Source organism: Ideonella sp. (assembly GCF_041914305.1).
In the GTDB taxonomy this organism is placed as follows: Bacteria; Pseudomonadota; Gammaproteobacteria; order Burkholderiales; family Burkholderiaceae_C; genus Ideonella.
The window spans coordinates 158322-179158 of the sequence record NZ_JAYSDQ010000015.1; the positions used below are offsets into that span (position 1 = coordinate 158322).

25 protein-coding genes are annotated in these 20837 nt (G+C 68.9%); 20 read left to right on the plus strand and 5 right to left on the minus strand.

All coding sequences use genetic code 11. The features are described 5' to 3' along the window. Nucleotides 1–3: 3 nt before the first annotated feature. Both ACE3SG_RS19805 and ACE3SG_RS19810 read left to right on the plus strand, forming a co-directional pair. On the plus strand, nucleotides 4–1320 hold the full coding sequence (locus ACE3SG_RS19805; RefSeq protein WP_374567879.1) for a dihydroorotase: 1317 nt from the start codon (nucleotides 4–6) through the stop codon (nucleotides 1318–1320). Further along, nucleotides 1317–2078 carry a lysophospholipid acyltransferase family protein gene (locus ACE3SG_RS19810; protein ID WP_374567880.1) on the plus strand — a complete coding sequence of 254 codons (762 nt, stop codon included), beginning with the start codon at nucleotides 1317–1319 and terminating at the stop codon, nucleotides 2076–2078. Before ACE3SG_RS19805 ends, ACE3SG_RS19810 begins: the two co-directional genes overlap by 4 nt. Here the strand turns inward: ACE3SG_RS19810 and gpmA are convergent. After that, nucleotides 2075–2821 carry a 2,3-diphosphoglycerate-dependent phosphoglycerate mutase gene (gene gpmA, locus ACE3SG_RS19815; RefSeq protein WP_374567881.1) on the minus strand — a complete coding sequence of 249 codons (747 nt, stop codon included), beginning with the start codon at nucleotides 2819–2821 and terminating at the stop codon, nucleotides 2075–2077. The two genes, ACE3SG_RS19810 and gpmA, sit on opposite strands and share 4 nt — an antisense overlap. A gap of 91 nt (nucleotides 2822–2912) precedes the next feature. Between gpmA and ACE3SG_RS19820 the strand changes: the two genes are divergently transcribed. From ACE3SG_RS19820 to ACE3SG_RS19835, 4 genes are all read left to right on the plus strand, one after another. After that, nucleotides 2913–3323, plus strand: coding sequence for a rhodanese-like domain-containing protein (locus ACE3SG_RS19820; RefSeq protein ID WP_374567955.1), 411 nt, complete (start codon nucleotides 2913–2915; stop codon nucleotides 3321–3323). 158 nt (nucleotides 3324–3481) lie between these two features. Continuing rightward, nucleotides 3482–3742: a glutaredoxin 3 gene (gene grxC / locus ACE3SG_RS19825; RefSeq protein ID WP_374567883.1), complete on the plus strand. Its 261-nt coding sequence runs from the start codon at nucleotides 3482–3484 to the stop codon at nucleotides 3740–3742. A gap of 160 nt (nucleotides 3743–3902) precedes the next feature. Continuing rightward, entirely contained in the window at nucleotides 3903–4364 is a 462-nt protein-coding gene (secB, locus tag ACE3SG_RS19830; RefSeq protein WP_374567885.1) for a protein-export chaperone SecB, read from the plus strand. A gap of 25 nt (nucleotides 4365–4389) precedes the next feature. After that, nucleotides 4390–5370 carry an NAD(P)H-dependent glycerol-3-phosphate dehydrogenase gene (locus tag ACE3SG_RS19835; protein WP_374567886.1) on the plus strand — a complete coding sequence of 327 codons (981 nt, stop codon included), beginning with the start codon at nucleotides 4390–4392 and terminating at the stop codon, nucleotides 5368–5370. Between the two features lie 9 nt (nucleotides 5371–5379). Here ACE3SG_RS19835 and ACE3SG_RS19840 read toward each other — a convergent pair whose 3' ends face one another. Together ACE3SG_RS19840 and ACE3SG_RS19845 are read right to left on the minus strand one after the other, a co-directional pair. Beyond that, on the minus strand, nucleotides 5380–5856 hold the full coding sequence (locus ACE3SG_RS19840) for a tRNA (cytidine(34)-2'-O)-methyltransferase (protein WP_374567887.1): 477 nt from the start codon (nucleotides 5854–5856) through the stop codon (nucleotides 5380–5382). Then, entirely contained in the window at nucleotides 5856–6596 is a 741-nt protein-coding gene (locus ACE3SG_RS19845) for a phosphoribosyltransferase family protein (protein ID WP_374567889.1), read from the minus strand. Before ACE3SG_RS19845 ends, ACE3SG_RS19840 begins: the two co-directional genes overlap by 1 nt. A 57-nt stretch (nucleotides 6597–6653) precedes the next feature. Between ACE3SG_RS19845 and ACE3SG_RS19850 the strand changes: the two genes are divergently transcribed. From ACE3SG_RS19850 to ACE3SG_RS19880, 7 genes are all read left to right on the plus strand, one after another. Next, complete coding sequence (locus ACE3SG_RS19850; protein WP_374567890.1) at nucleotides 6654–7532, plus strand: methyltransferase domain-containing protein; 879 nt, start codon at nucleotides 6654–6656, stop codon at nucleotides 7530–7532. Between the two features lie 216 nt (nucleotides 7533–7748). After that, a complete protein-coding gene (gene coxB, locus ACE3SG_RS19855; protein WP_374567891.1) occupies nucleotides 7749–8921 on the plus strand; it encodes a cytochrome c oxidase subunit II in 1173 nt (390 codons plus the stop codon). A gap of 34 nt (nucleotides 8922–8955) precedes the next feature. Then, nucleotides 8956–10581 (plus strand): cytochrome c oxidase subunit I, encoded by a 1626-nt coding sequence (ctaD, locus tag ACE3SG_RS19860; RefSeq protein ID WP_374567892.1) that lies wholly within the window; start codon nucleotides 8956–8958, stop codon nucleotides 10579–10581. Nucleotides 10582–10615: 34 nt separating this feature from the next. Beyond that, nucleotides 10616–10732 carry a cytochrome oxidase small assembly protein gene (locus ACE3SG_RS19865; protein WP_374567893.1) on the plus strand — a complete coding sequence of 39 codons (117 nt, stop codon included), beginning with the start codon at nucleotides 10616–10618 and terminating at the stop codon, nucleotides 10730–10732. A 25-nt stretch (nucleotides 10733–10757) separates the two neighbouring features. Continuing rightward, on the plus strand, nucleotides 10758–11387 hold the full coding sequence (locus ACE3SG_RS19870) for a cytochrome c oxidase assembly protein (protein ID WP_374567895.1): 630 nt from the start codon (nucleotides 10758–10760) through the stop codon (nucleotides 11385–11387). After that, nucleotides 11384–11632: a DUF2970 domain-containing protein gene (locus tag ACE3SG_RS19875; RefSeq protein ID WP_374567896.1), complete on the plus strand. Its 249-nt coding sequence runs from the start codon at nucleotides 11384–11386 to the stop codon at nucleotides 11630–11632. The genes ACE3SG_RS19870 and ACE3SG_RS19875 overlap by 4 nt, the downstream gene beginning before the upstream one ends. Nucleotides 11633–11689: 57 nt before the next feature. Then, nucleotides 11690–12574: a cytochrome c oxidase subunit 3 gene (locus tag ACE3SG_RS19880; protein WP_374567898.1), complete on the plus strand. Its 885-nt coding sequence runs from the start codon at nucleotides 11690–11692 to the stop codon at nucleotides 12572–12574. Nucleotides 12575–12678: 104 nt separating this feature from the next. Here ACE3SG_RS19880 and ACE3SG_RS19885 read toward each other — a convergent pair whose 3' ends face one another. Then, nucleotides 12679–12921, minus strand: coding sequence for a DUF2909 domain-containing protein (locus ACE3SG_RS19885; protein ID WP_374567899.1), 243 nt, complete (start codon nucleotides 12919–12921; stop codon nucleotides 12679–12681). Between the two features lie 23 nt (nucleotides 12922–12944). Here ACE3SG_RS19885 and ACE3SG_RS19890 point away from each other — a divergent pair, with 23 nt between their 5' ends. Genes ACE3SG_RS19890 through ACE3SG_RS19910 form a run of 5 tightly spaced genes read left to right on the plus strand, consistent with a single transcriptional unit; the run spans nucleotide 12945 to nucleotide 17086 of the window. Further along, nucleotides 12945–13721: an SURF1 family protein gene (locus ACE3SG_RS19890; RefSeq protein WP_374567901.1), complete on the plus strand. Its 777-nt coding sequence runs from the start codon at nucleotides 12945–12947 to the stop codon at nucleotides 13719–13721. Nucleotides 13722–13725: 4 nt separating this feature from the next. Next, nucleotides 13726–14391 carry an SCO family protein gene (locus tag ACE3SG_RS19895; protein ID WP_374567902.1) on the plus strand — a complete coding sequence of 222 codons (666 nt, stop codon included), beginning with the start codon at nucleotides 13726–13728 and terminating at the stop codon, nucleotides 14389–14391. A 1-nt stretch (nucleotide 14392) separates the two neighbouring features. Then, complete coding sequence (locus ACE3SG_RS19900; RefSeq protein WP_374567904.1) at nucleotides 14393–15541, plus strand: heme A synthase; 1149 nt, start codon at nucleotides 14393–14395, stop codon at nucleotides 15539–15541. Continuing rightward, on the plus strand, nucleotides 15538–16461 hold the full coding sequence (gene cyoE, locus ACE3SG_RS19905; protein WP_374567906.1) for a heme o synthase: 924 nt from the start codon (nucleotides 15538–15540) through the stop codon (nucleotides 16459–16461). The genes ACE3SG_RS19900 and cyoE overlap by 4 nt, the downstream gene beginning before the upstream one ends. Before the next feature lie 13 nt (nucleotides 16462–16474). After that, nucleotides 16475–17086 (plus strand): SCO family protein, encoded by a 612-nt coding sequence (locus ACE3SG_RS19910; protein WP_374567908.1) that lies wholly within the window; start codon nucleotides 16475–16477, stop codon nucleotides 17084–17086. Between the two features lie 65 nt (nucleotides 17087–17151). On the opposite strand, the gene rpoH is transcribed toward ACE3SG_RS19910, so the two are convergent. Beyond that, nucleotides 17152–18075 carry an RNA polymerase sigma factor RpoH gene (gene rpoH, locus ACE3SG_RS19915; RefSeq protein WP_374567910.1) on the minus strand — a complete coding sequence of 308 codons (924 nt, stop codon included), beginning with the start codon at nucleotides 18073–18075 and terminating at the stop codon, nucleotides 17152–17154. Between the two features lie 247 nt (nucleotides 18076–18322). Here rpoH and ACE3SG_RS19920 point away from each other — a divergent pair, with 247 nt between their 5' ends. Continuing rightward, on the plus strand, nucleotides 18323–19453 hold the full coding sequence (locus ACE3SG_RS19920) for a hypothetical protein (protein ID WP_374567912.1): 1131 nt from the start codon (nucleotides 18323–18325) through the stop codon (nucleotides 19451–19453). Nucleotides 19454–19531: 78 nt separating this feature from the next. Beyond that, complete coding sequence (locus tag ACE3SG_RS19925) at nucleotides 19532–20833, plus strand: hypothetical protein (RefSeq protein ID WP_374567914.1); 1302 nt, start codon at nucleotides 19532–19534, stop codon at nucleotides 20831–20833. The last annotated feature ends 4 nt before the right edge of the window (nucleotides 20834–20837 follow it).

Consider the following 20837-nt stretch of genomic DNA (forward strand, 5'->3'; position numbering starts at 1 on the left):
CCTATGAAGATTCTTGTTTCGAACGGCCGCGTGGTCGACCCGGCGTCGGGCCGCGACGAGATCGCCGATGTGGCGGTGGCTGCGGGGCGCATCGTCGGCATTGGCCGCGTGCCGGCCGAGTTCGAATCGGCGCGCGTGATCGATGCCACCGGCTGCATCGTCGCGCCGGGGCTGGTCGACTTGGCGGCGCGCCTGCGCGAGCCGGGGCACGAGCACGAGGGCATGCTCGAAAGCGAGCTCAATGCGGCGGCGGCCGGCGGCGTGACCAGCCTGGTCTGCCCGCCCGACACCGACCCGGCGCTCGACGAGCCGGGCCTGGTCGACATGCTGAAGTTCCGCGCCCGCAAGCTCAGCCTGTGCCGCCTGTTCCCGCTCGGCGCCCTGACGCGCGGCCTGAACGGCGAGGTGCTGACCGAGATGGCCGAGCTGACCGAAAGCGGCTGCGTCGGCTTCTCGCAGGCCGAGGTGCCGATCCAGGACACGCTGGTGCTGTGGCGTGCGCTGCAGTACGCGGCGACCTACGGCTACACGGTTTGGCTGCGGCCGCAAGACGGGTTCCTCGGCAAGGGTGTTGCCGCCAGCGGCGCGGTGGCCACGCGGCTGGGTCTGTCGGGCGTGCCGGTGGCGGCCGAGACGATCGCGCTGCACACGATCTTCGAACTGATGCGTGCCACTGGCGCACGGGTGCACCTGTGCCGGCTGTCGAGCGCGGCCGGCGTGGCGCTGGTGCGGGCGGCCAAGGCCGAGGGGCTGAAGGTCACAGCCGACGTCAGCATCAACTCGCTGCACCTGACCGATGTCGACATCGGTTTCTTCAACTCGTCGATGCGGCTGTCGCCGCCGCTGCGCCAACCGGCCGATCGCGACGCCTTGCGCGCCGCGCTGGCGGATGGCACGGTCGACGCGCTGGTGTCCGATCACACGCCGGTCGACGCCGACGCGAAGACCTTGCCTTTCGGCGAGGCCGAGCCGGGCGCGACCGGGCTGGAGCTGCTGCTGAGCCTGGCGCTGAAGTGGGGCGCCGATGCCAGGCTCGACCTGTCGGCCGCGCTGGCCCGCGTCACCAGCCTGCCGGTCGCTGTGCTGGGCGACGCGCTCGGCTCGCTGGCCAGCAGCGCTGGCCGGTTGGTGGAGGGCGGTGTCGCCGATGTCTGCGTGTTCGATCCGGCCGCGACCTGGTCGGTCCGCCCGGCCGAGCTGCAAAGCCAGGGCAAGCACACGCCGTTCGACTTCGCATCGACCGGCATGGCGCTGCCGGGCCGGGTGCGTGCCACGCTGGTGGCGGGCACAGTGGCCTACCAGGCTCACGCCGCGCAGTGATTCGAGCGGTGATCCGCGCCAGCGTCGGCCTCTGGCGCCTGCTGCGCGGCATCGCGCACCTGCTGCATGGCATGGCGATCGTGGCCTTGCGCTTTCGCTCGCTCGACGCCGCGGCGCGCGCGCGTAAGGTGCAGTGGTGGAGCGCGAAGGCCTTGCGCCTGCTCGGCATCTCGCTGCAGATCGAGGGCAAGCCGCGCCCGGGCGCCGCGCTGCTGGTGTCCAACCATGTGTCGTGGCTCGACATCGCGGTGATCCACGCGGCCTGCCCGCATGCACGCTTCGTCTCCAAGGCCGACGTGCTGCGCTGGCCGCTGCTGGGCTGGTTGATCCGCTCGGTCGGCACGCTGTTCATCGAGCGTGAGCGCAAGCGCGACGCGCTGCGCGTGGTGCACGAGGTGGCCGCGGCGCTGGGCCGCGGCGAGACGGTGGCGGTGTTTCCCGAAGGCACCACCGGGGCCGGCGAAACCGTGCTGCCTTTTCATGCCAACCTGCTGCAGGCGGCGATCGGGTGCCAAGTGCCGGTCCAGCCGGTGGTGCTGCGCTACCACGAGCCGGGCGAGCGTTTCAGCAGCTCGGCTTGCTACATCAACCAGATGACGCTGGTGCACAGCATGTGGCGCGTGGTGTGTGCGCAGGGCCTGGGCGTGAAGCTGCGCTTTCTGCTCAGCGAAGGCAGCAGCCACGCCGACCGGCGCGCACTCGCCGCGCACCTGCGCGACGAGATCCAGCAGGCGCTGTCCGAGGACGCGCCGGGTTAGGCCTTCTTGCCTTGGTTGGCCACCGCTGCGGCGGCCTTGGCCACCGCGTCGGCATCGCCCAGGTAGTAGCTCTTGATCGGCTTCAGGTCGGCGCCGAGTTCATAGACCAGCGGGATGCCGTTCGGGATGTTCAGCCCGACGATGTCGGCGTCGCTGATGCCGTCCAGGTACTTGACCAGCGCGCGGATCGAGTTGCCGTGCGCAGCGATCACCAGCCGCTGGCCCGAGCGGATGGCGGGCGCCAGCACCTCGTCCCAGCACGGCAGCACACGCGCCACGGTGTCCTTCAGGCATTCGGTCAGCGGCACCTGGTCGGGCTGCAGCTTGGCGTAGCGCACGTCCTGGCGCTGGCCGCGCGGGTCGTCGGCGCTCAGCGGCGGCGGCGGCGTGTCGTAGCTGCGGCGCCAGATCAGCACCTGCTCGTCGCCGTACTGCTTGGCCATGTCGAGCTTGTTCAGGCCTTGCAGGCCGCCGTAGTGGCGCTCGTTCAGGCGCCAGTCGTTGACGACCGGCAGCCAGGTGCGGTCCATCGCGTCCAGGCAGTGCCACAGCGTCCAGATCGCGCGCTTGAGCACCGAGGTGTAGGCCACGTCGAACTCGTAGCCTTCGGCCTTGAGCAAGGCGCCGGCGGCGCGGGCCTGGGCCACCCCGGTGTCGGTCAGTTCGACATCGGTCCAGCCGGTGAAACGGTTTTCCAGGTTCCAGGTCGATTCGCCGTGGCGGATCAGCACGAGCTTGTACATGGGGGAACGGCCAGAGCCGCCAAGGGTTGCTGCAACGCGGCAAATTCTATAATTCCGCCCCTTGCAACCTGACCCTGGTCGTGCCGCCGTGCTGAGCTTTCTGATCGAGAACTGGATTCCGGCTGTGATGGCCCTGGTGTCGGGCGCCTTGCTGCTGTGGCCGGTGCTGCAACGCGGCGGGCAGGGCGGCGCCATTTCCGCCAACGAGGCGGTGCGCCTGATCAACCGCGAGAAGGCGATGGTGATCGACGTCTGCGAGCCGGCCGAATACGCCGCCGGCCATGTCGCGGGCTCGCGCAACGTGCCGCTGTCGACGCTCGACGGCGCCAGCAACCTGCCCACCAACAAGGCCTTGCCGCTGGTGGTGGTGTGCGCCAGCGGCGCCCGCGCGACGCGCGCCGCGGCCCAGTTGCGCAAGGCCGGCCACGCCAATGCGCAGGCCCTGGCCGGTGGCCTGAAGGCCTGGCGCGAAGCCAACCTGCCTGTCGAAGCCAGCAAGTAGGTCGTCGAGCGGGGCGCCCCGTCCAGCAGAAGTTTGCGCGGGCCGTGGGCCCGACGTGACTTTTGGCCCGCCGCCGGCGTGGTCTTGCTGCGCGCCGGCCATCGAAGCGGCCGCGGCTTGCGACAATTTGCAGCATTGCAACTGACGATGTGGCCCCGATGAGCAAGGTGGTGATGTACACGACGCAGGTCTGCCCGTACTGCGTGCGGGCCAAGGCCTTGCTGAAGCAGCGCGGCGTGTCGGCCATCGACGAGATCCGCGTCGACATGGACCCCTCGGCCCGCAGCCGCATGGTCGAGTTGACCGGTCGCCGCACGGTGCCGCAGATCTTCATCGGCGAGACCCACGTGGGCGGTTGCGACGACCTGTTCGATCTCGACCAGCGCGGCGGCCTGATGCCGCTGCTCCATCCCGCCTGACGGCTCGGTTCGACAACGGCGCGCGGCGCCTCGCAGGGCGCGGTGGTCGGCACCCCCATGAGCCCGTCTGTTGCTGCGCCATAATCCGCATTGCAGCCCGCACCCATCTCGGTTGCGGGCTTTGTCGTTTCTACATCGACCCGTTTTTCGAAAGCCCATCATGGCCGAGCAAGATCAAACCCCCGTGTTCCAGCTGCAGCGCATGTACCTGAAGGACCTGTCGCTGGAGCAGCCCAACTCGCCGCAGATCCTGCTTGAGCAGCAGCAGCCGCAGGTCGACATCCAGCTCGGCATGCAAGCCGAGTCGATCGCCGATGGCATGTTCGAGGTCTCGGTCACCGCGACCGTCACGACCAAGGTCGGCGACCGCACGCTGTTCCTGGTAGAGGCCAAGCAGGCCGGCATCTTCGAGATCCGCAACCTGCCGTCCGAGCAAGTGCAGGGCGTGCTGGGCGTGGTCTGCCCGCAGATGATCTACCCCTACCTGCGCGCCATCGTGTCGGACGTCTGCACCCGCGCCGGCTTCCCGCCGATCCTGCTGGCCGAAGTGAACTTCCAGGCCATGTTCGAAGCCCAGCAACAAGCGCAGGCCAACGGCGGCGGCGAGCCGTCGATCAACTGAGTTTGATCCTCGCGTCGACAGCGGCATGAGGCTGGCGTTTCTCGGCGCAGGCGCCTGGGGCACCGCCCTGGCGATGGCCGCCGCGCGCCGGCACGAGGTGTTGTTGTGGGCGCGTGATGCGGCCCAGGCGGCGCAGATGGCCGCCGAGCGCTGCAACACCCGCTACCTGCCGGGCCTGCCGTGGCCCGACAGCCTGGCCGTCACGGCGGATTTCGATGCCGCGGTGGCGCATGGCGCGCAGGGCCTGACGATCGTTGCCACGCCGATGGCGGGCTTGCGCAGCACGCTGGCCCGCCTGCCGGCCCAGGCCCGCGTGATCTGGCTGTGCAAGGGTTTCGAAGCCGGCACCGGCCTGCTCGGCCACGAGGTCGCGGCGGCCGTGTTGCCGCAGGCCGCGGCGGGTGTGTTGTCGGGCCCGAGCTTTGCGCAGGAGGTGGCGGCAGGCCTGCCGACCGCCTTGGTCGCGGCGAGCTTCGAGCCGTCGTTGACGCAGCAGGTGGTCGATGCCTTTCACCACGGCGCGCTGCGCATCTACACCTCGGCCGACCCGGTCGGCGTCGAGATCGGTGGTGCGGTCAAGAACGTGCTGGCGATTGCCACCGGCATTTCCGATGGGCTGGGGCTCGGGCTCAACGCCCGCGCCGCACTGGTCACGCGCGGTCTGGCCGAAATGACCCGCCTGGGCACCCGCATGGGCGCGCAGGCAGAGACCTTCATGGGCCTGACGGGGCTCGGCGACCTGGTGCTCACCGCCACCGGCGACCTGTCGCGCAACCGCAAACTGGGCCTGCTGCTGGCGCAGGGCGAATCGACCGAGCAGGGCTTGTCGCACCTGGGCCATGTGGCCGAGGGCGCCTACAGCCTGGGCACGGTGATCGAGCGCTCGCGCGCGCTGCAGGTCGACATGCCGGTGGCCGAGGCGGTGTATGCGGTGGTCAGTGGCGCTGCGACCGCGCGCGTCGCGGTCGAACAGCTGCTGCAGCGCGACCCGCGCGCTGAGGCCTGATCGGGCGGCTCACGCCGCGCCTGCGAAGCCGCACTGGCGCCAGGCCTCGAACACCGCCACCGCCACGGCGTTGCTGAGGTTCAGGCTGCGCTGGCCGGGCCGCATCGGCAAGCGCACGCGTTGCTCGGTGGGAAACTGCTCGCGCAGTGCCGGCGGCAGGCCGGCCGTCTCACAACCGAACACCAGCGTGTCCCCCGCTTGCCAGGCGATGTCGGTCGGCGCCCGCGTGGCGTGGGTCGTGAACGCGAAGAAGCGCGCGGGCAGGGTGTCGGCACCGATGGATTGCACGAACGCGTTCCAATCGGCGTGGCGCTTGACCGGCGCGAACTCGTGGTAGTCCAGCCCGGCGCGGCGCAGCAGCTTGTCGTCCATCGAAAAACCCAGCGGCTCGATCAGGTGCAGCTCGCAACCGGTGTTGGCGGCAAGGCGGATCACGTTGCCGGTGTTGGGCGGGATTTCGGGCTGGACCAGGACGATGCGAAACATCAGGCGATTGTCGCGTCGGCGGGCGCCGTGTCCCGTTCGGTGCGGGCCAGCACCCACAGGTGCACGCTGCGCGCGCCAGCCTCAAGCAAGGCCCGGCTCGCTTCGTTGGCGGTGGTGCCGGTGGTCATCACATCGTCGACCAGCGCGACGCAGCGGCCCTGCACCGCGCGCCTTGCGTTGGCGTCGCCCGGCATGAATGCGCCGCGCAGGTTGGCATCGCGCTGGTCGCGTTTCAGCTGCATCTGCTGCGGCGTGTCGCGCAGGCGGTGCAGCAGGTCGTGCCGCGCCGGCAGGCCGAGCGTGGCTGCGCAGCGGCGCGCGATCTCCCAGGCCTGGTTGTAGCCGCGCGTGCGCAGGCGGCTGTCGGCCAGCGGCACCGCGGTCACGTAGTCGACCGCCTGGCCATGGCCTTGCGCGGCATGGGCCAGCGCGCGCGCCAGTGGCGCCGACCACTGCAACTCGCCTCTGAACTTGAACGCCGCGATCGCGTGGTCCCACGGGAAGGCGTAGTCGAAGGCCGCGACCGTGCGCTCGAACAGGGGCAGCTCGCGAATGCAGTCGCCGCACAGGCTCACCTCGGGCGGCACGCGCAACGCGCAGCGGGTGCAGCGCGTGGTGGCGGCTGCGAAGCGGCGCAGGCAGTCGGCGCACAGGCCGGCCGGCTGCGACCAGGTGCCGCAGACCCCGCAGGGGGCTGGCAGTCGCCATCGCGCAAAGGCCGGGCCGGTAAAGGGCGACATGCGGCTCAATATACTGCCCGCCGCATGGCGCCCAGTGACCCTTCACCCTCATCTAGCGTGTTGCCTTCGCGCGTTGACGCCGTCGCGGCGCGGCGCGCCCTGGCCCGCCTGGCGCGCGCACCCGAGTCGCCCTGGCTGCACCAGGAAGCCGCGCGCCGCATGGGCGAGCGGCTGGCATGGATCAAGCGCCAGCCTGAGCAGGTGCTGGACTGGTCCGGCGCGTCGGGTGGCTGCCATGCGCTGTTGGCCGAGGCCTATCCGCGCGCGCAGCTGATGCAGGTGGTCGACGTTGGCATGAGCGCCGAGCCACCGGCGTCACCGTGGTGGCGGCGCTGGTCGCGCGGCGGGCCGCAGCGGGTGGCCGCGCCGGCGGTGCCGGCGGCGGCCGCGGCGCTGGTCTGGTCCAACATGCGGCTGCACTTCGCGCCCGACCCATTGCCGTTGTTGCGCGACTGGCGCCGCGCGCTGGCGCCCGACGGCTTCCTGATGTTCTCGACCCTGGGCCCCGGCAGCCTCGCGCTGCTGCGCGGGCTGTACCAGGCCGCGGACTGGGGCGAGGCCCACGCGCCGTTCGTCGACATGCACGACCTGGGCGACATGCTGGTCGAGACCGGCTTCGCCGAGCCGGTGATGGACCAGGAGACGCTGACCCTGACCTACACCTCGCCCGAGGCTCTGCTCGATGAGCTGCATGGCCTGGGTGCGAACCTCGCGCCCCAGCGCTTCGGGGGGCTGCGCACGCGGCGCTGGCGCGACGCTCTGCAGGCGCGGCTGGCGCAGCAGGCCGATGAGGCGGGGCGGCTGTCCCTGACGTTCGAGTTGGTGTATGGGCATGCGTTCCGCGCGGCCGATGCCGGGCCGCGGGTCGAAGCGCAGACGCAGATCGGCCTGGACGACATGAAATTGATGCTGCGCCACCCCCGGCCGCGCAAATAGCGTCGGCTAGAATCCTCAGGTTGACGTGGAACCGTCAGCGCAAGCGTTTGTCTTTGACGCGGCTCAAAGCATGAACGCGGCGGGTTGCCCTCGCGGTAACCCTGAAGTCTGACGGGCACTCTGCCCCTCGGCACCGTGGCATCGGCTTGGCTCTTGCAGCCAGCGCCGAGCGCGGATCGACGGCGGTTTGGGTTTGGAACTGAAGTGACGACGACGATGAAGATGACAACAAAGCTTTGCAACGGCATCGCACAGGGCGTGTTTGCGCTCGCGGCCGGCCTGGCGTCGACGGCGGTCCTCGCGGTCAACGACTTGCCTGGCGGCCCTGCGGTCAACCAGCTCGATCTGCACCCGCCCGTCACCCGCATCGCCAGTGATGTGCACACGCTGCACTACTGGATCATGATGGTCTGCGTGGTGATCTTCATCGCCGTCTTCGGCGTGATGTTCTATTCGATCCTGCGCCACCGCAAGTCGCAGGGCGCCAAGTCCGCGAACTTCCACGAAAGCGTGGCGGTCGAAATCGCGTGGACCATCGTCCCTTTCGTGATCGTCACGGCCATGGGCTTCGCGGCCACCAAGACGGTCGTCGCGCAGAAGGACACCACCAACGCCGACCTGACCATCAAGGCCACCGGCTACCAGTGGAAGTGGGGCTACGACTACCTCAAGGGTGACGGCGCCGGCATTTCGTTCCTGTCCACTCTCGACGTGTCGCAGCGCGAGCTGTCCGACGCCGGCACGCCGCAGGGTGACGACTACCTGCTGCGCGTGGACAACCCGCTGGTGGTGCCGGTGAACCAGAAGGTTCGCATCATCACCACCGCCGCCGACGTGATCCACGCCTGGATGGTGCCGGCCTTCGCGGTCAAGCAAGACGCGATCCCCGGCTTCGTGCGCGACACCTGGTTCAAGGCCGAGAAGACCGGCGACTTCTACGGCCAGTGCGCCGAGCTGTGCGGCAAGGAACACGCCTACATGCCGATCCATGTGCGTGTGCTGTCGCAAGAAGACTATGCCAAGTGGGTGGCCGGCGAGAAGAAGAAGATGGCCGCCAAGGCGGACGACCCGAACAAGGTCTGGACGCAACCCGACCTGATGGCCCGCGGCGAAAAGGTCTACACGGCCAACTGCGCGGTCTGCCACCGCCCCGACGGCAAGGGCGCTGGCCCGATCAAGCCGCTGGACGGCTCGCCCAAGGTGCTCGACGCCGACAAGCTGGTGCAGGTCAAGGTGCTGCTGAATGGCCAGAACAACGGCGCGATGCCGTCGTGGAAGCAACTGTCTGACACCGAGATTGCGGCCGTCGTGACCTACACGAAGAACAACTGGGGCAACCACACCGGCCAGGTCGTGCAGCCCTCGGAAGTGCTGGCCGCCCGTCAGTGAGCCACCGCGCAGCGTAGAGAAACAAGGAATCCCCATGAGCGCAGTTCTTGACCATCCGGGCGGCCACGCGCACGACGACCACGGCCACCACGACCACCCGCACGGCTGGCGCCGCTGGCTGTTCGCGACGAACCACAAGGACATCGGCACGATGTACCTGTTGTTCTCGTTCACGATGCTGATGATCGGCGGCATCCTGGCGCTGTGCATCCGCGCTGAGCTGTTCAAGCCGGGCCTGCAGTTCTTCAACCCCGAACTGTTCAACTCGTTCACCACGATGCACGGGCTGATCATGGTGTTCGGCGCGATCATGCCGGCCTTCGTCGGCTTCGCGAACTGGATGATCCCGCTGCAGATCGGCGCGGCGGACATGGCCTTCGCGCGGATGAACAACCTGAGCTTCTGGCTGCTGATCCCGGCGGCCACCATGCTGGCCGGGTCGTTCTTCATGCCCGGCGGCGCGCCCGCCGCCGGCTGGACGCTCTACGCCCCGCTGACGCTGCAGATGGGCCCCTCGATGGACGCCGGCATCTTCGCGATGCACATCATGGGCGCGTCGTCGATCATGGGCTCGATCAACATCATCGTCACGATCCTGAACATGCGCGCACCCGGCATGACGCTGATGAAGATGCCGCTGTTCGCCTGGACCTGGCTGATCACCGCCTACCTGCTGATCGCGGTGATGCCGGTGCTGGCCGGGGCGATCACGATGACGCTGACCGATCGCCACTTCGGCACCAGCTTCTTCAACCCCGCCGGCGGCGGTGACCCGATCATGTACCAGCACATCTTCTGGTTCTTCGGTCACCCCGAGGTCTACATCATGATCCTGCCGGCGTTCGGCATCGTCAGCGCGATCATCCCGGCCTTCGCCCGCAAGAAGCTGTTCGGCTACACCTCGATGGTGTATGCGACCGCGTCGATCGCGATCCTGTCGTTCATCGTCTGGGCGCACCACATGTACACCACCGGCATGCCGGTGACGGGCCAGCTGTTCTTCATGTACGCGACGATGCTGATCGCGGTGCCCACGGGCGTGAAGATCTTCAACTGGGTGGCCACGATGTGGCGTGGCTCGATGACCTTCGAGACGCCGATGCTGTTTGCGGTCGGCTTCCTGTTCGTGTTCTCGATGGGCGGCTTCACCGGCCTGATCCTGTCGATGGCACCGGTCGACCAGCAGCTGCAGGACACCTACTACGTCGTCGCCCACTTCCACTACGTGCTGGTGGCCGGCTCGCTGTATGCGCTGTTCGCGGGCGTCTACTACTGGGGCCCGAAGTGGACCGGCGTGATGTACTCCGAGACGCGCGGCAAGATCCACTTCTGGGGTTCGTTGATCTTCTTCAACGTGACCTTCTTCCCGATGCACTTCCTGGGTCTGGCCGGCATGCCGCGTCGTTATGCCGACTACCCGATGCAGTTCGCCGACTTCAACGAGATCGCGTCGATCGGCGCGTTCGGCTTCGGTCTGATGCAGGTGTACTTCTTCCTGTTCGTCGTCGTGCCGATGATGCGCGGCAAGGGCGAGCCGGCACCGCAGAAGCCGTGGGACGGTGCCGAAGGTCTGGAATGGGAAGTGCCGTCGCCGGCGCCGTTCCACACCTTCGAGAACCCGCCCAAGCTGGACGCCACGGCGACCCGCGTGATCGGTTGACCGGAACCTTCGTCGCCCGCATCGCTTGACCACCATGGCACTCACCCCGGAGCAACAACGCGCGAACCGCCGCCTGGCCTGGATCCTGGCGTCGGTAGCGGTGGTGTTCGCACTCGGCTTCTTCGCCAAGATCAAGTATCTCGGCCCCTGAACCGGTTGCGCACAGGTTCTCGGTCATGAAGTCGTCCTGGCTCTCCAAGGTGTCCGGCATGCGGCGCGACCATCGCCAGATGGTCGGCAAGCTGCTGGTCGTGACGGCGGCGATGTTCGGCTTCGGCTACGCGCTGGTGCCGCTGTATAAGCACATCTGCGAAGCGCTGGGCATCAACGTGTTGAGCCTGGGCGAGAACGGCGGCAAGCGTGAGCGCCCCGCCAACACCCAGATCGACGCCTCGCGCAGCATCACCATCGAGTTCGACGCCAACGCCCACGGGCCGTGGGATTTCAAGCCTGCGGTCGCATCGGTGCAGGTGCACCCGGGTGAGCTGGCCACGGTGATGTACGAGTTCCGCAACAAGCAGACGCGCGCGATGGCGGCGCAGGCGATCCCGAGCTATGCGCCGCACCAGGCCGCGGCGCATTTCAACAAGCTCGAATGCTTCTGCTTCAACGAGTACACGCTGCAGCCGGGCGAAGCCAAACAGTGGCCGGTCGTGTTCTATGTCGACCCGCAGCTGCCGAAGGACGTGACCACGATCACCTTGTCGTACACGTTCTTCGAAGTCGGCGGCAAGGTGCCGGCGGCGCCGAAGGCAGCGGCCCTGGTGCCCGCGGCCGGCGGTGCGCCAATGGAAGTGAAGTCATGAGTCCGGACACGCCCGATGACGACGGCCTGCGTGCCGCGACGGCCCGCAAGGGATCGTTCCTGGGCACGATGCGGGCGGTCGCCTGGTCGTTTCTGGGCATCCGCAAGGGCAAGGGCTACGAAGAAGATGTCAGCCAGCTCAACCCGGTCCACGTCATCATCGCCGGCGTCATCGGCGCGGTGCTGTTCGTGCTGACCCTGGTCGTGCTGGTCAAGTGGATCATTGGCAGCGGCGTCGCGGGCTGAGCGTCGACACCCTGACAAGCAACAACAACGCGGTTCTTTCGGTTCGAGGAGCAATACATGTCCGCAGCGAGCAACCACGGGGCAACGCCCTATTACTTCGTTCCGGGTCCATCGCGTCACCCGGCGATGGCCGCCCTCGGCCTGTTCTTCGTGATCCTGGGCGCGGGCCAATGGGTCAACGGCCACGGCTGGGGCGCCTACTCGCTGCTCGCCGGCCTGGCGCTGTGGCTGGGCACGCTGTACTTCTGGTTCGGCGACGCGATCGGCGAAAGTGAAGGGGGCCAGTACTCCGACCGCATCGACGTCTCGTTCCGCTGGAGCATGAGCTGGTTCATCTTCTCGGAGGTGATGTTCTTCGCCGCCTTCTTCGGCGCGCTGTACTGGGCCCGCATCCACTCGGTGCCGTCGCTGGGCAGCCTGGAAAACTCGCTGCTGTGGCCGGACTTCAAGGCCATCTGGCCGAGCACCGCTCCGGGCAACACCGCATCGCCCGCTGGCACGGTGGCGGCGTTCACGACGATGGGCCCGTGGCCGATCCCGACGCTGAACACCGCGATCCTGCTGACCTCGGGCGTCACGCTGACGATCGCGCACCACGCGCTGATTGCCGCACATCGCTCCAAGGCCATCCTGTGGATGTGGGTGACGGTGCTGCTGGGCGTGACCTTCCTCGGCTTCCAGGCCTACGAGTACATCCATGCCTACCACGAGCTGAACCTGAAGCTCACCTCCGGCATCTACGGCTCGACCTTCTTCATGCTGACCGGCTTCCACGGCTTCCACGTGTTCGTCGGCATGCTGATGCTGCTGTTCATCACGCTGCGCCTGGGCAAGGGCCACTTCACGCCGACCCGACACTTCGGCTTCGAAGGCGCCGCCTGGTACTGGCACTTCGTCGACGTGGTCTGGCTTGGCCTGTACATCGTCGTGTACTGGCTCTGAGCCTGGCCGACTCTGGGAGCGGGCCGGTGCTTGCGCCGGCCTTGCCCACAAAACAAAGCGCCGCTTGTTGCGGCGCTTTGTCGTTGGAGCGTAGGCGCAGCGCGCTAGGGCTGCAGCGGCAAGCCGCTCGGGCGGATCCAACCCAGCTGGTAGGCCAGCAGGATGATCAGGAACAACGCGACCGACAAGCCCACCCGCAGCGCCAGCGCCCAGGCCATGCGTTTGTCCGGCTGGGCCGGCGTGTGGGTGGAACCCCCAGGGGCCTGGCCGCGTCGCAGCATGAACAGGCCGGCGCCGGCCAACGCCGCAAGAATCGCCAGCAGTGCCAGCACGATGAACACTTTCATCGCTTGATTATTTCACCCGCCCGATGAACCCGCCTCCCATTGCCGCTGAACAGACCCCTGCGTCGGCAGCCCGGCCGCGCTGGTTGATCCTGCTGGCTGCGCTGGCCCTGATGGCGCTGACGGCGCGGCTGGGCTGGTGGCAGCTCGATCGGGCGGCGCAGAAGCGGGCGCTGCAGGCGGCGATCGAGGCGCAGGCCGATGCGCCGGCCCTGCCCGCCACCGCGCTGCCGGCCGATGAGGCCGAGGCCGAGCGTCAGCGCTATCGCCGCATCACGCTGCAGGGGCAGTGGTTGCCGCAGTACACCGTCTACCTCGAGAACCGGCAGATGCAGGGCCGGCCTGGCTTCTTCGTGCTGACGCCGCTGAAGCTGCCTGCGGGCGACGCGGTGCTGGTGCAGCGTGGCTGGTTGCCGCGCGACATGCTCGACCGCACGCGCATCGCGCCCTACCGCACCGCCGAGGGCGAGGTGCAGCTCGAAGGCCGCATCGTCACCTGGCCGTCGCGCCTGACAGCCCTGGGCGCCGAGGCCTCGGGCGCGATCCGGCAAAATCTCGACTTCGCCGACGAGGCGGCCCGGGTGAACACGGCCCTGCGGCCGTTCGCCATCGCCGAGCTGGACCAACCGGGCAACGCCAAGGACGGCTTGCTGCGCGATTGGCCGATGCCCGCCGTCGACGTGCACAAGCATTACGGCTACGCGGCACAGTGGTTTGCATTCTGTGCCCTCACCGCAGGACTGTATGTCTGGTTCCAACTCATCCGACCAAGGCGGCGCCAGCCTGCCGCCGGTCCCGACTGACCCGATGGCGCTGACCGTGCACAGTGGCCCGACGCCGCGGCTGCCCGACGACGCACCGCCCGCCCGCCCGCGAGGCCGCTTCACCGCGCTGCTGGTGCTGCTGGCCTGTGCCGCACCGGTGCTGCTGTCGTACTTCACCTACTACGTCTGGCGGCCGAACGCGCGCAACAACTACGCCGAGCTGATCCAGCCCACGCGCAGCATGCCCGCCGACCTGGGGCTGCACGACCTGCAGGGCCGCCCGGTCAAGAGCGCCGACCTGGCCGGCCAATGGCTGCTCGTCGTCGTCGCTGACGGCCAGTGCGACAAGCGTTGCGAAGACCATCTGTTCGAGCAGCGCCAGCTGCGCGAGATGGCGGGCCGCGAACGCGGGCGCATCGACCGCGTCTGGCTGGTGACCGACGACGCACCGCTGCGCGAGCCGATCGCCCGCGCGATGGCCGAGGGCGACTCGCCGACGCTGATGCTGCGGGTGCCGCGCGAGGCACTGGCGCGCTGGCTCGCGCCGGCCGCCGGCCAGGCACTCGACGACCACCTGTACCTGGTCGACCCGATGGGCGAATGGATGATGCGCGCGCCTGCGGCGCTGGAGCCCAAGCGCTTCTTCAAGGACCTGGACCGGCTGCTGCGCGCCTCGGCCTTCTGGGACCGGCCGGGCCGGGAGCATTGAGATGAACGGCGCCGTCGCGGCGGTGGATTTTTCACCGGCTCTGCACCTGCTGATGCTGGCCGCCGGCCTGGCGCTGGTGCCGCTGGCCTGGTGGGCCTGGCGCCATCGCGGCGATGGGCCGTCGGCACGCCGCGCCGCCTTGACGCTGCTGACGCTGTTCCTGACCTTCGACCTGGTGGTCTTCGGCGCCTTCACCCGGCTGACGGACTCGGGCCTGGGCTGCCCGGACTGGCCCGGCTGCTACGGCGAGGCCAGCCCTCTGGCCGCCAGCGCGCAGATCGCGCACGCCGAAGCCCAGCAGCCCACCGGCCCGGTCACCCAGTACAAGGCCTGGATCGAGATGATCCACCGCTACCTGGCGATGACGGTCGGCGCGCTGATCGTGGCCCTGCTGGTCATCAGCGTGCGGGCGCGGCGCGAGCTGCCGTTCTCGCTGGCTTGGCCGGGGCTGACCCTGGCCTGGGTCGTCGTGCAAGGCCTGTTCGGCAAGTACACGGTGACGCTGAAGCTGTACCCCGCGATCGTCACGCTGCACCTGTTCGGCGGCCTGGTGCTGCTGGCCTTGTTGATGGTCCAGGTCCAGCGCTACCGGCAACAGGCACTGGCCTTGACGGGCGCTACCCGCGCGCTGCTGGCCGGGGCCTTGCTGCTGCTGGTGATGCAGGTGCTGCTCGGCGCCTGGGTCAGCACCAACTACGCGGTGCTCGCCTGCCAGGGCTTCCCGCAGTGCAACGGCCAGTGGTGGCCCGAGGCGATGGACGCGACGCAGGGCTTCACCATCCTGCGTCACCTGGGCCGGGCCGGCGAGGGCGGTTTCCTGCCGGCGGAGGCGCTGGTCGCGATCCACTGGGCCCACCGTGTCTTCGCGCTGGTGCTGGTGGCGGCGCTGCTCGCCCTGGCCGCCGCGCTGTGGCGCCAGCCAGGCGGTGCGGCGCGCCGCGCGGCCCAGGCGCTGCTGTTGCTGACGGCCTGGCAGGCCGGAAGCGGCGCGGCCAACGTCGTGCTGCAGTGGCCGCTCGCCGCTGCGTTGATGCACACCGGCGGCGCTGCGGCGCTGGTGCTGCTGCTGGTGTCGCTGCAGGTGCGCGCCGCCGCCGATTCGTCTCCCGCCCGGGCCGCCGCGGCCATGCGCCACCCCGCGCCACAATGAACACGACCGTGTCTTCGACCACCTTGCCTTCACCCCCGTCCCGCTGGGCGCAGTACTACGCGCTGACCAAGCCGCGCGTGGTGCAGCTGATCGTCTTCTGCGCCGTGATCGGCATGCTGCTGGCCGTGCCAGGCTGGCCGGACTGGCGCGTGCTGCTGGCCGCCACGGTCGGCATCTGGCTGGTGGCCGGCGCAGCGGCCGCGTTCAATTGCCTGGTCGAAGGCGAGATCGACCGCCGCATGAAACGCACCGCCTGGCGGCCCACCGCCAAGGGTGAGTTGGCCGATCGCCACACGCTGGCGTTCTCGGCGCTGCTGTGCGCCGTCGGCTGCGCGATCCTGTGGTTCTGGGTCAACCCGCTGACGATGGGGCTGACGCTGGCCACCTTCGTTGGCTACGCGGTGGTCTACACCGTGATCCTGAAGCCGATGACGCCGCAGAACATCGTCATCGGCGGCGCGTCCGGCGCGATGCCGCCGGTGCTGGGCTGGGCCGCGATGCGCGGCGAGGCCGGGCCCGAGGCCTGGTTGCTGTGCCTGATCATCTTCTTGTGGACGCCGCCGCACTTCTGGGCCCTGGCGCTGTACCGCGCCGAGGACTACGCCCGTGCCGGCCTGCCGATGCTGCCGGTCACCCACGGCGCGGCGTTCACGCGGCTGCATGTGTTCCTCTACACCGTGGTGTTGTTCGCCGGCACGCTGCTGCCGTTCGTCTACGGCATGAGCGGCTGGATCTACCTCGCCGCTGCGGTGGCGCTGGGCATCGGCTTCATGGTGTATGGATTCAAGCTCTGGCGCGACTACTCGGACACGCTGGCCCGCCGCACCTTCCGCTTCTCGATCCTGCACCTGTCGTTGCTGTTCGCGGCGCTGCTGGTCGACCACTACCTGAGCCCGTGGCTGGCCGCGGCCTCCACCTGAAGAAAGCCACCCCATGCACCTGAACCCGACGCGGCGCACCGCGCTGCACCTTGCCGCCGCCCTGGCCATCGGAGCCACCGGGCTGGCCGGCTGTGCCAAGAAGCCGGTCGCGTTCCAAGGCATCGACATCACCGGTGCCGACTACGCACGCCAGCTGAGCCTGCCCGATGCCGACGGCAAGCTGCGTACGCTGGCTGATTTCAAGGGCAAGGTGGTGGTGGTCTTCTTCGGCTACACCCAGTGCCCCGACGTCTGCCCGACGACGCTGGCCGAGATCGCGACGGTGAAGAAACAGCTCGGCGCCGACGGCGACAAGCTGGTCGGCGTGTTCGTCACGGTCGACCCCGAGCGCGACACCGCGCCGGTCGTCAAAGCCTATGTCGAGAGCTTCGGCAAGGACTTCGTCGCGCTGCGGGGCAGCGTCGACGAGGTCAAGGCTACCGCGCGCGAGTTCAAGGTGTTCTTCGCCAAAGAGCCTGGCACCACCGATGGCAGCTACACGATCAACCACACCTCGAACTCCTACGTCTTCGACCCGCAGGGCCGCGTGCGCCTGGCCGAGCGCTATGGCGCCGGCCCCGAGGCGCTGGCCCAAGACGTCAAGGCGCTGCTCGACGGGGCCTGAGCCTTCGACCCCGGGAACAAAAACGGCTCCCGAGGGAGCCGTTTTTTTTCTGGCGAAGCAGCGCCTCAGGCTGCTTCGAGCGCCTTGCGCATCTTCTTCAGCGCGGCGGATTCGATCTGCCGGATGCGCTCGGCGCTGACGCCGTAGTCGGCGGCCAGCTCATGCAGCGTCATGCCGCCGCTCGAGTCGTCGTTGACCTTCAGCCAGCGCTCTTCGACGATGCGGCGGCTGCGTGCGTCCAGCTGGTCCAGCGCATGCGAGATGCCGTCGCCCGACAAGGCGTCGCGGCCACGTGCTTCGAGCACATGCGTCGGCTCCTGGCTCTCGTCGGCGAGGTAGGCGATCGGTGCATAGCTTTCCTCGCCGTCGTCGGTCTGCGGCTCGAGCGCCACGTCACCGCCGGACAACCGGGTTTCCATCTCGACGACTTCTTCCGGCTTCACGTTCAGCTCGCGCGCGACCTGGCCGACCTCGTCCGGCGTCAGCGTCGAGCGATGGGTCTGGCCCTCGAGCGCCTGGCCCTTGAGGCCCTGCTTCATCGAGCGCAGGTTGAAGAACAGCTTACGCTGGGCCTTGGTGGTGGCCACCTTCACCATGCGCCAGTTCTTCAGGATGTATTCGTGGATCTCGGCCTTGATCCAGTGCAGCGCGTAGCTGACCAGGCGCACGCCCTGATCTGGGTCGAAGCGCTTGACGGCCTTCATCAGGCCGACATTGCCTTCCTGGATCAGGTCGCCGTGGGGCAGGCCGTAACCCAGGTACTGGCGCGACACCGAGACCACCAGCCGCAGGTGCGAGAGCACCAGCCGCCCGGCGGCTTCGAGATCGCCCTGGTCGCGCAGCCGGCTGGCGAACCGGGTTTCCTCTTCGGGGGTCAGCAGCGGAATGCGGTTGACCGCCGTGATGTACGCGTCGAGGTTGGCAATGGCCGGAACCATCGCCCACGGATCGCGCAAAGCCAGGGTGTTGGAGGGGGCTGTCGTGTTCATCACTCTTTCCGACCCGCTGAAGGACCAGCAGTTCCATGGAATATTAGCACTCTTGAATCTTGAGTGCTAAAACCCGCCCACAGGCAGGTTTGACGCGGCGCAAGCGGGGCAGCGACCCCTCCCACCAGCCCCCAAAGGGCTCAAAACCAAGGGTAAACAGGCATCAAAACTCTCTGAGAGAGCTGTTGAAGAGTTTGTGGCGGCGATCTACAGTGGCCCGCACCGTCAACCCACAAGGACCTTGCCCATGGCTGCCACTGTCGTTTCTCGTCCTGCCTCGATGCTGTCGCTGCTGTTGCTGGTGGGGGCCGCGGCCCCGCTGGCGGTGCATGCCGAGACCTTCGAGGGCCGCGACATCTGCCACTGCTATGTCACCAGCCTGTCGGCCGACGGCCTGGCCGCCACCGGCCAGCTCAACGGCTCGTACCAAACCTTCTACTGGACCTGGCAGGGCGGCGCGCAGGCGCTGGGCCGCGGCACGCAGCGCAAGCTGCAGACCAGCGCCGGCACACCGGCCATCTCGGCCGACGGCAAGGTCGTCGCCTCGACCATCATCGACAGCAGCCAGGCCTACGCGACCCAGGGCCGCTGGACGGCCGAGACCGGCTGGCAGCAGCTGATGCCGCCGCGCCCGGCCGATGGCGCGATCGTCGACCAGTACGACGGCAGCGTGTTTGGCATGTCGCGCGACGGCCAGACCATCACCGGCCTCTACTGGCGCAACACCGGCGTCGGCGGCCTGGCCCATGCCAGCCGCTGGACCGCCGGTGGTCAGGTGCAGGACATGGGCAGCAGCGGCGGCTCCAGCCGCATCGACGACGCCAACGCCGACGGCTCGGTGCTGGTCGGCTGGGACGAGCACCCGCAGTACGGCAACCGCCGCGCCGCCGTCTGGGTCCACGGCGTCAAGACCGTGCTGGAAGACTCGGATTGGCCCAGCGAGGCCGGTGCGGTCAACGCCGACGGCACGATCATCGTCGGCCAGGCGGTCGACCCGGCCACGCAGATGAACAGCGCCGCGATGTGGACCTGGGACGGAAGCCGTTGGGTCAAAAAGAACCTCGGCGTGCTGGCCGGCACCCAGGCGGGTGGCATGGCATATGCCTCAGCCCTGTCGGACGACGGCAAGACGGTGGTCGGCACCGCGCGCCGCTTCTTCTCGCCGTCGAACCGCGGCTTCATCTGGACGGAGGCCACCGGCATGGTCGAAGCCGGCAAGTATTTCAAAGACCGTGGCTACAACGTCGGCAAGAAGCTCGCGATCCAGTCGATCAGCGCGCTCAGTGCCGACGGCCGGGTGATGGGGGTGGTGGGCACCGAGCTGGCGACCGGCCTGACACGCAGCATCGCGGTGCGACAGGTGCCCGCCACACGCTGAAAACGCTGACAAGACGGGCCCCGGCCATCGCGGATACTGCGCGCCGCGAACTGGGGCCCCAAAGGAACGACGACGGACGTGCACACGCTGACCGACTTGCTGCCTGACGACGCTGGCGCTGCCGACGTGGCCGCCGACGCGCCCGAGCCGCGCGAAGCGACGGTGGCCGCCGCGTTGCGCGAAGCCCTGGTGCCGCTGCTTGACGCCCTGGCCGGCCAGCCGCCGCGGCCGGTGCGGCTGATGCGCCGTATCGGGCTCGACAAGAGCCTGGCCAGTCGTCTGGTGCAGGCGGTGCGGGCCGAGTCCGACCCGCAGTTCCTGCACCTGCTGCCGTCGCCCACGGGCTTGCGCATCCTGATCGAGCGCAGCCGCCAAGAGCCGGCCGCGGCCGACTGGTTGCCGGCTGTCGAGTGCGCGGTCGATGCGTTCGCCGCGCTGCTGGACGCCTTGCCCGGTGGCCGGCAGGCGCTGGATGCGCGCCTGGGTGAAGACCTGTCGTCGATCCGCGAGCGGCGCGAGCACATGGCCCGCCAGGCCTCGTTCAAGGCCGTGTCTTTCCTGTTCGGGCACTACTGCGAAACGCTGTCGACGGCGATGTTCCTGTTCCCGTCGGCCGATGGCCAGCGGGTCGACGCGGTCGAGGTGCACCGCCGGCTGGGGCTGCGCCGCATCACGCCCGGCACCGCGCTGCCGCTGCTGAGCCTGCACACCCAGCCCGACCCGGTGCTCGCGGCCGAACGCCCGCCGCAGCTGACACCGATCGACGGCCCCCCGGCCGGCACCCAGACCGCCGCCGATGCGCACCGCTTCTTCGTTGCCGAGGGCTGCAGCCTGCCGCTGCCGATGCTGGACGTGGAGCATGAAGGCGACAGCAGCACCTTCTTGCTCGGCGCGCAATCGCCCGACCCGCTGCCGGCGCGGCTGACCACCGCGCTGCGCATCACCAACGTCCAGCTGGCGCGGCCCGACGCGCCGTACCTGACGGTGCGCACCTACATGCTGCACACGCCCTGCCAGCGGCTGGTGCGCGAGATCTACCTGGCCGACGGCCTGTGGCCCGACGCGCTGCCGCAGATCGGCTTCTACCTGCCCGGGCCCACCGGCGTGGCGCTGGAGCCGCCGCCGCCCGGCGTGCCGCACTACAGGCGCCTGCACCTGAGCGCGCCGATCGAGCAGTTGCCGGCCGGCCCGGCGATCGCGCCATTGACCGGCGTTGCCGACCACGCCAGCGTGCTGGCGGCCGTGCTGCGGCGCGCCGGCCTGGGCGAGCTGCGCTTTCGCGGCTGGCGCTGCCAGACACCCTATCCGGTGCCGCTGGTCGAGATGCAGCTCGGGTTCCGCTTCGCGGGTCACCGCGACGTCGGGGCCTCCGTTCGCTAGACCT

Excerpts from the sequence above, each read along its gene's own strand:
- ACE3SG_RS19880 (WP_374567898.1), top strand. The coding sequence starts at position 11,690 with ATGTCCGCAGCGAGCAACCACGGGGCAACGCCCTATTACTTCGTTCCG.
- rpoH (WP_374567910.1), bottom strand. The coding sequence starts at position 18,075 with ATGAACACGACAGCCCCCTCCAACACCCTGGCTTTGCGCGATCCGTGG.
- ACE3SG_RS19890 (WP_374567901.1), top strand. The coding sequence starts at position 12,945 with ATGAACCCGCCTCCCATTGCCGCTGAACAGACCCCTGCGTCGGCAGCC.
- ACE3SG_RS19895 (WP_374567902.1), top strand. The coding sequence starts at position 13,726 with ATGGCGCTGACCGTGCACAGTGGCCCGACGCCGCGGCTGCCCGACGAC.
- ctaD (WP_374567892.1), top strand. The coding sequence starts at position 8,956 with ATGAGCGCAGTTCTTGACCATCCGGGCGGCCACGCGCACGACGACCAC.
- ACE3SG_RS19865 (WP_374567893.1), top strand. The coding sequence starts at position 10,616 with ATGGCACTCACCCCGGAGCAACAACGCGCGAACCGCCGCCTGGCCTGG.
- ACE3SG_RS19805 (WP_374567879.1), top strand. The coding sequence starts at position 4 with ATGAAGATTCTTGTTTCGAACGGCCGCGTGGTCGACCCGGCGTCGGGC.
- ACE3SG_RS19900 (WP_374567904.1), top strand. The coding sequence starts at position 14,393 with ATGAACGGCGCCGTCGCGGCGGTGGATTTTTCACCGGCTCTGCACCTG.
- ACE3SG_RS19840 (WP_374567887.1), bottom strand. The coding sequence starts at position 5,856 with ATGTTTCGCATCGTCCTGGTCCAGCCCGAAATCCCGCCCAACACCGGC.
- grxC (WP_374567883.1), top strand. The coding sequence starts at position 3,482 with ATGAGCAAGGTGGTGATGTACACGACGCAGGTCTGCCCGTACTGCGTG.
- ACE3SG_RS19875 (WP_374567896.1), top strand. The coding sequence starts at position 11,384 with ATGAGTCCGGACACGCCCGATGACGACGGCCTGCGTGCCGCGACGGCC.
- coxB (WP_374567891.1), top strand. The coding sequence starts at position 7,749 with ATGAAGATGACAACAAAGCTTTGCAACGGCATCGCACAGGGCGTGTTT.
- ACE3SG_RS19885 (WP_374567899.1), bottom strand. The coding sequence starts at position 12,921 with ATGAAAGTGTTCATCGTGCTGGCACTGCTGGCGATTCTTGCGGCGTTG.
- gpmA (WP_374567881.1), bottom strand. The coding sequence starts at position 2,821 with ATGTACAAGCTCGTGCTGATCCGCCACGGCGAATCGACCTGGAACCTG.
- ACE3SG_RS19910 (WP_374567908.1), top strand. The coding sequence starts at position 16,475 with ATGCACCTGAACCCGACGCGGCGCACCGCGCTGCACCTTGCCGCCGCC.
- ACE3SG_RS19920 (WP_374567912.1), top strand. The coding sequence starts at position 18,323 with ATGGCTGCCACTGTCGTTTCTCGTCCTGCCTCGATGCTGTCGCTGCTG.
- ACE3SG_RS19835 (WP_374567886.1), top strand. The coding sequence starts at position 4,390 with ATGAGGCTGGCGTTTCTCGGCGCAGGCGCCTGGGGCACCGCCCTGGCG.
- ACE3SG_RS19870 (WP_374567895.1), top strand. The coding sequence starts at position 10,758 with ATGAAGTCGTCCTGGCTCTCCAAGGTGTCCGGCATGCGGCGCGACCAT.
- cyoE (WP_374567906.1), top strand. The coding sequence starts at position 15,538 with ATGAACACGACCGTGTCTTCGACCACCTTGCCTTCACCCCCGTCCCGC.
- ACE3SG_RS19845 (WP_374567889.1), bottom strand. The coding sequence starts at position 6,596 with ATGTCGCCCTTTACCGGCCCGGCCTTTGCGCGATGGCGACTGCCAGCC.
- secB (WP_374567885.1), top strand. The coding sequence starts at position 3,903 with ATGGCCGAGCAAGATCAAACCCCCGTGTTCCAGCTGCAGCGCATGTAC.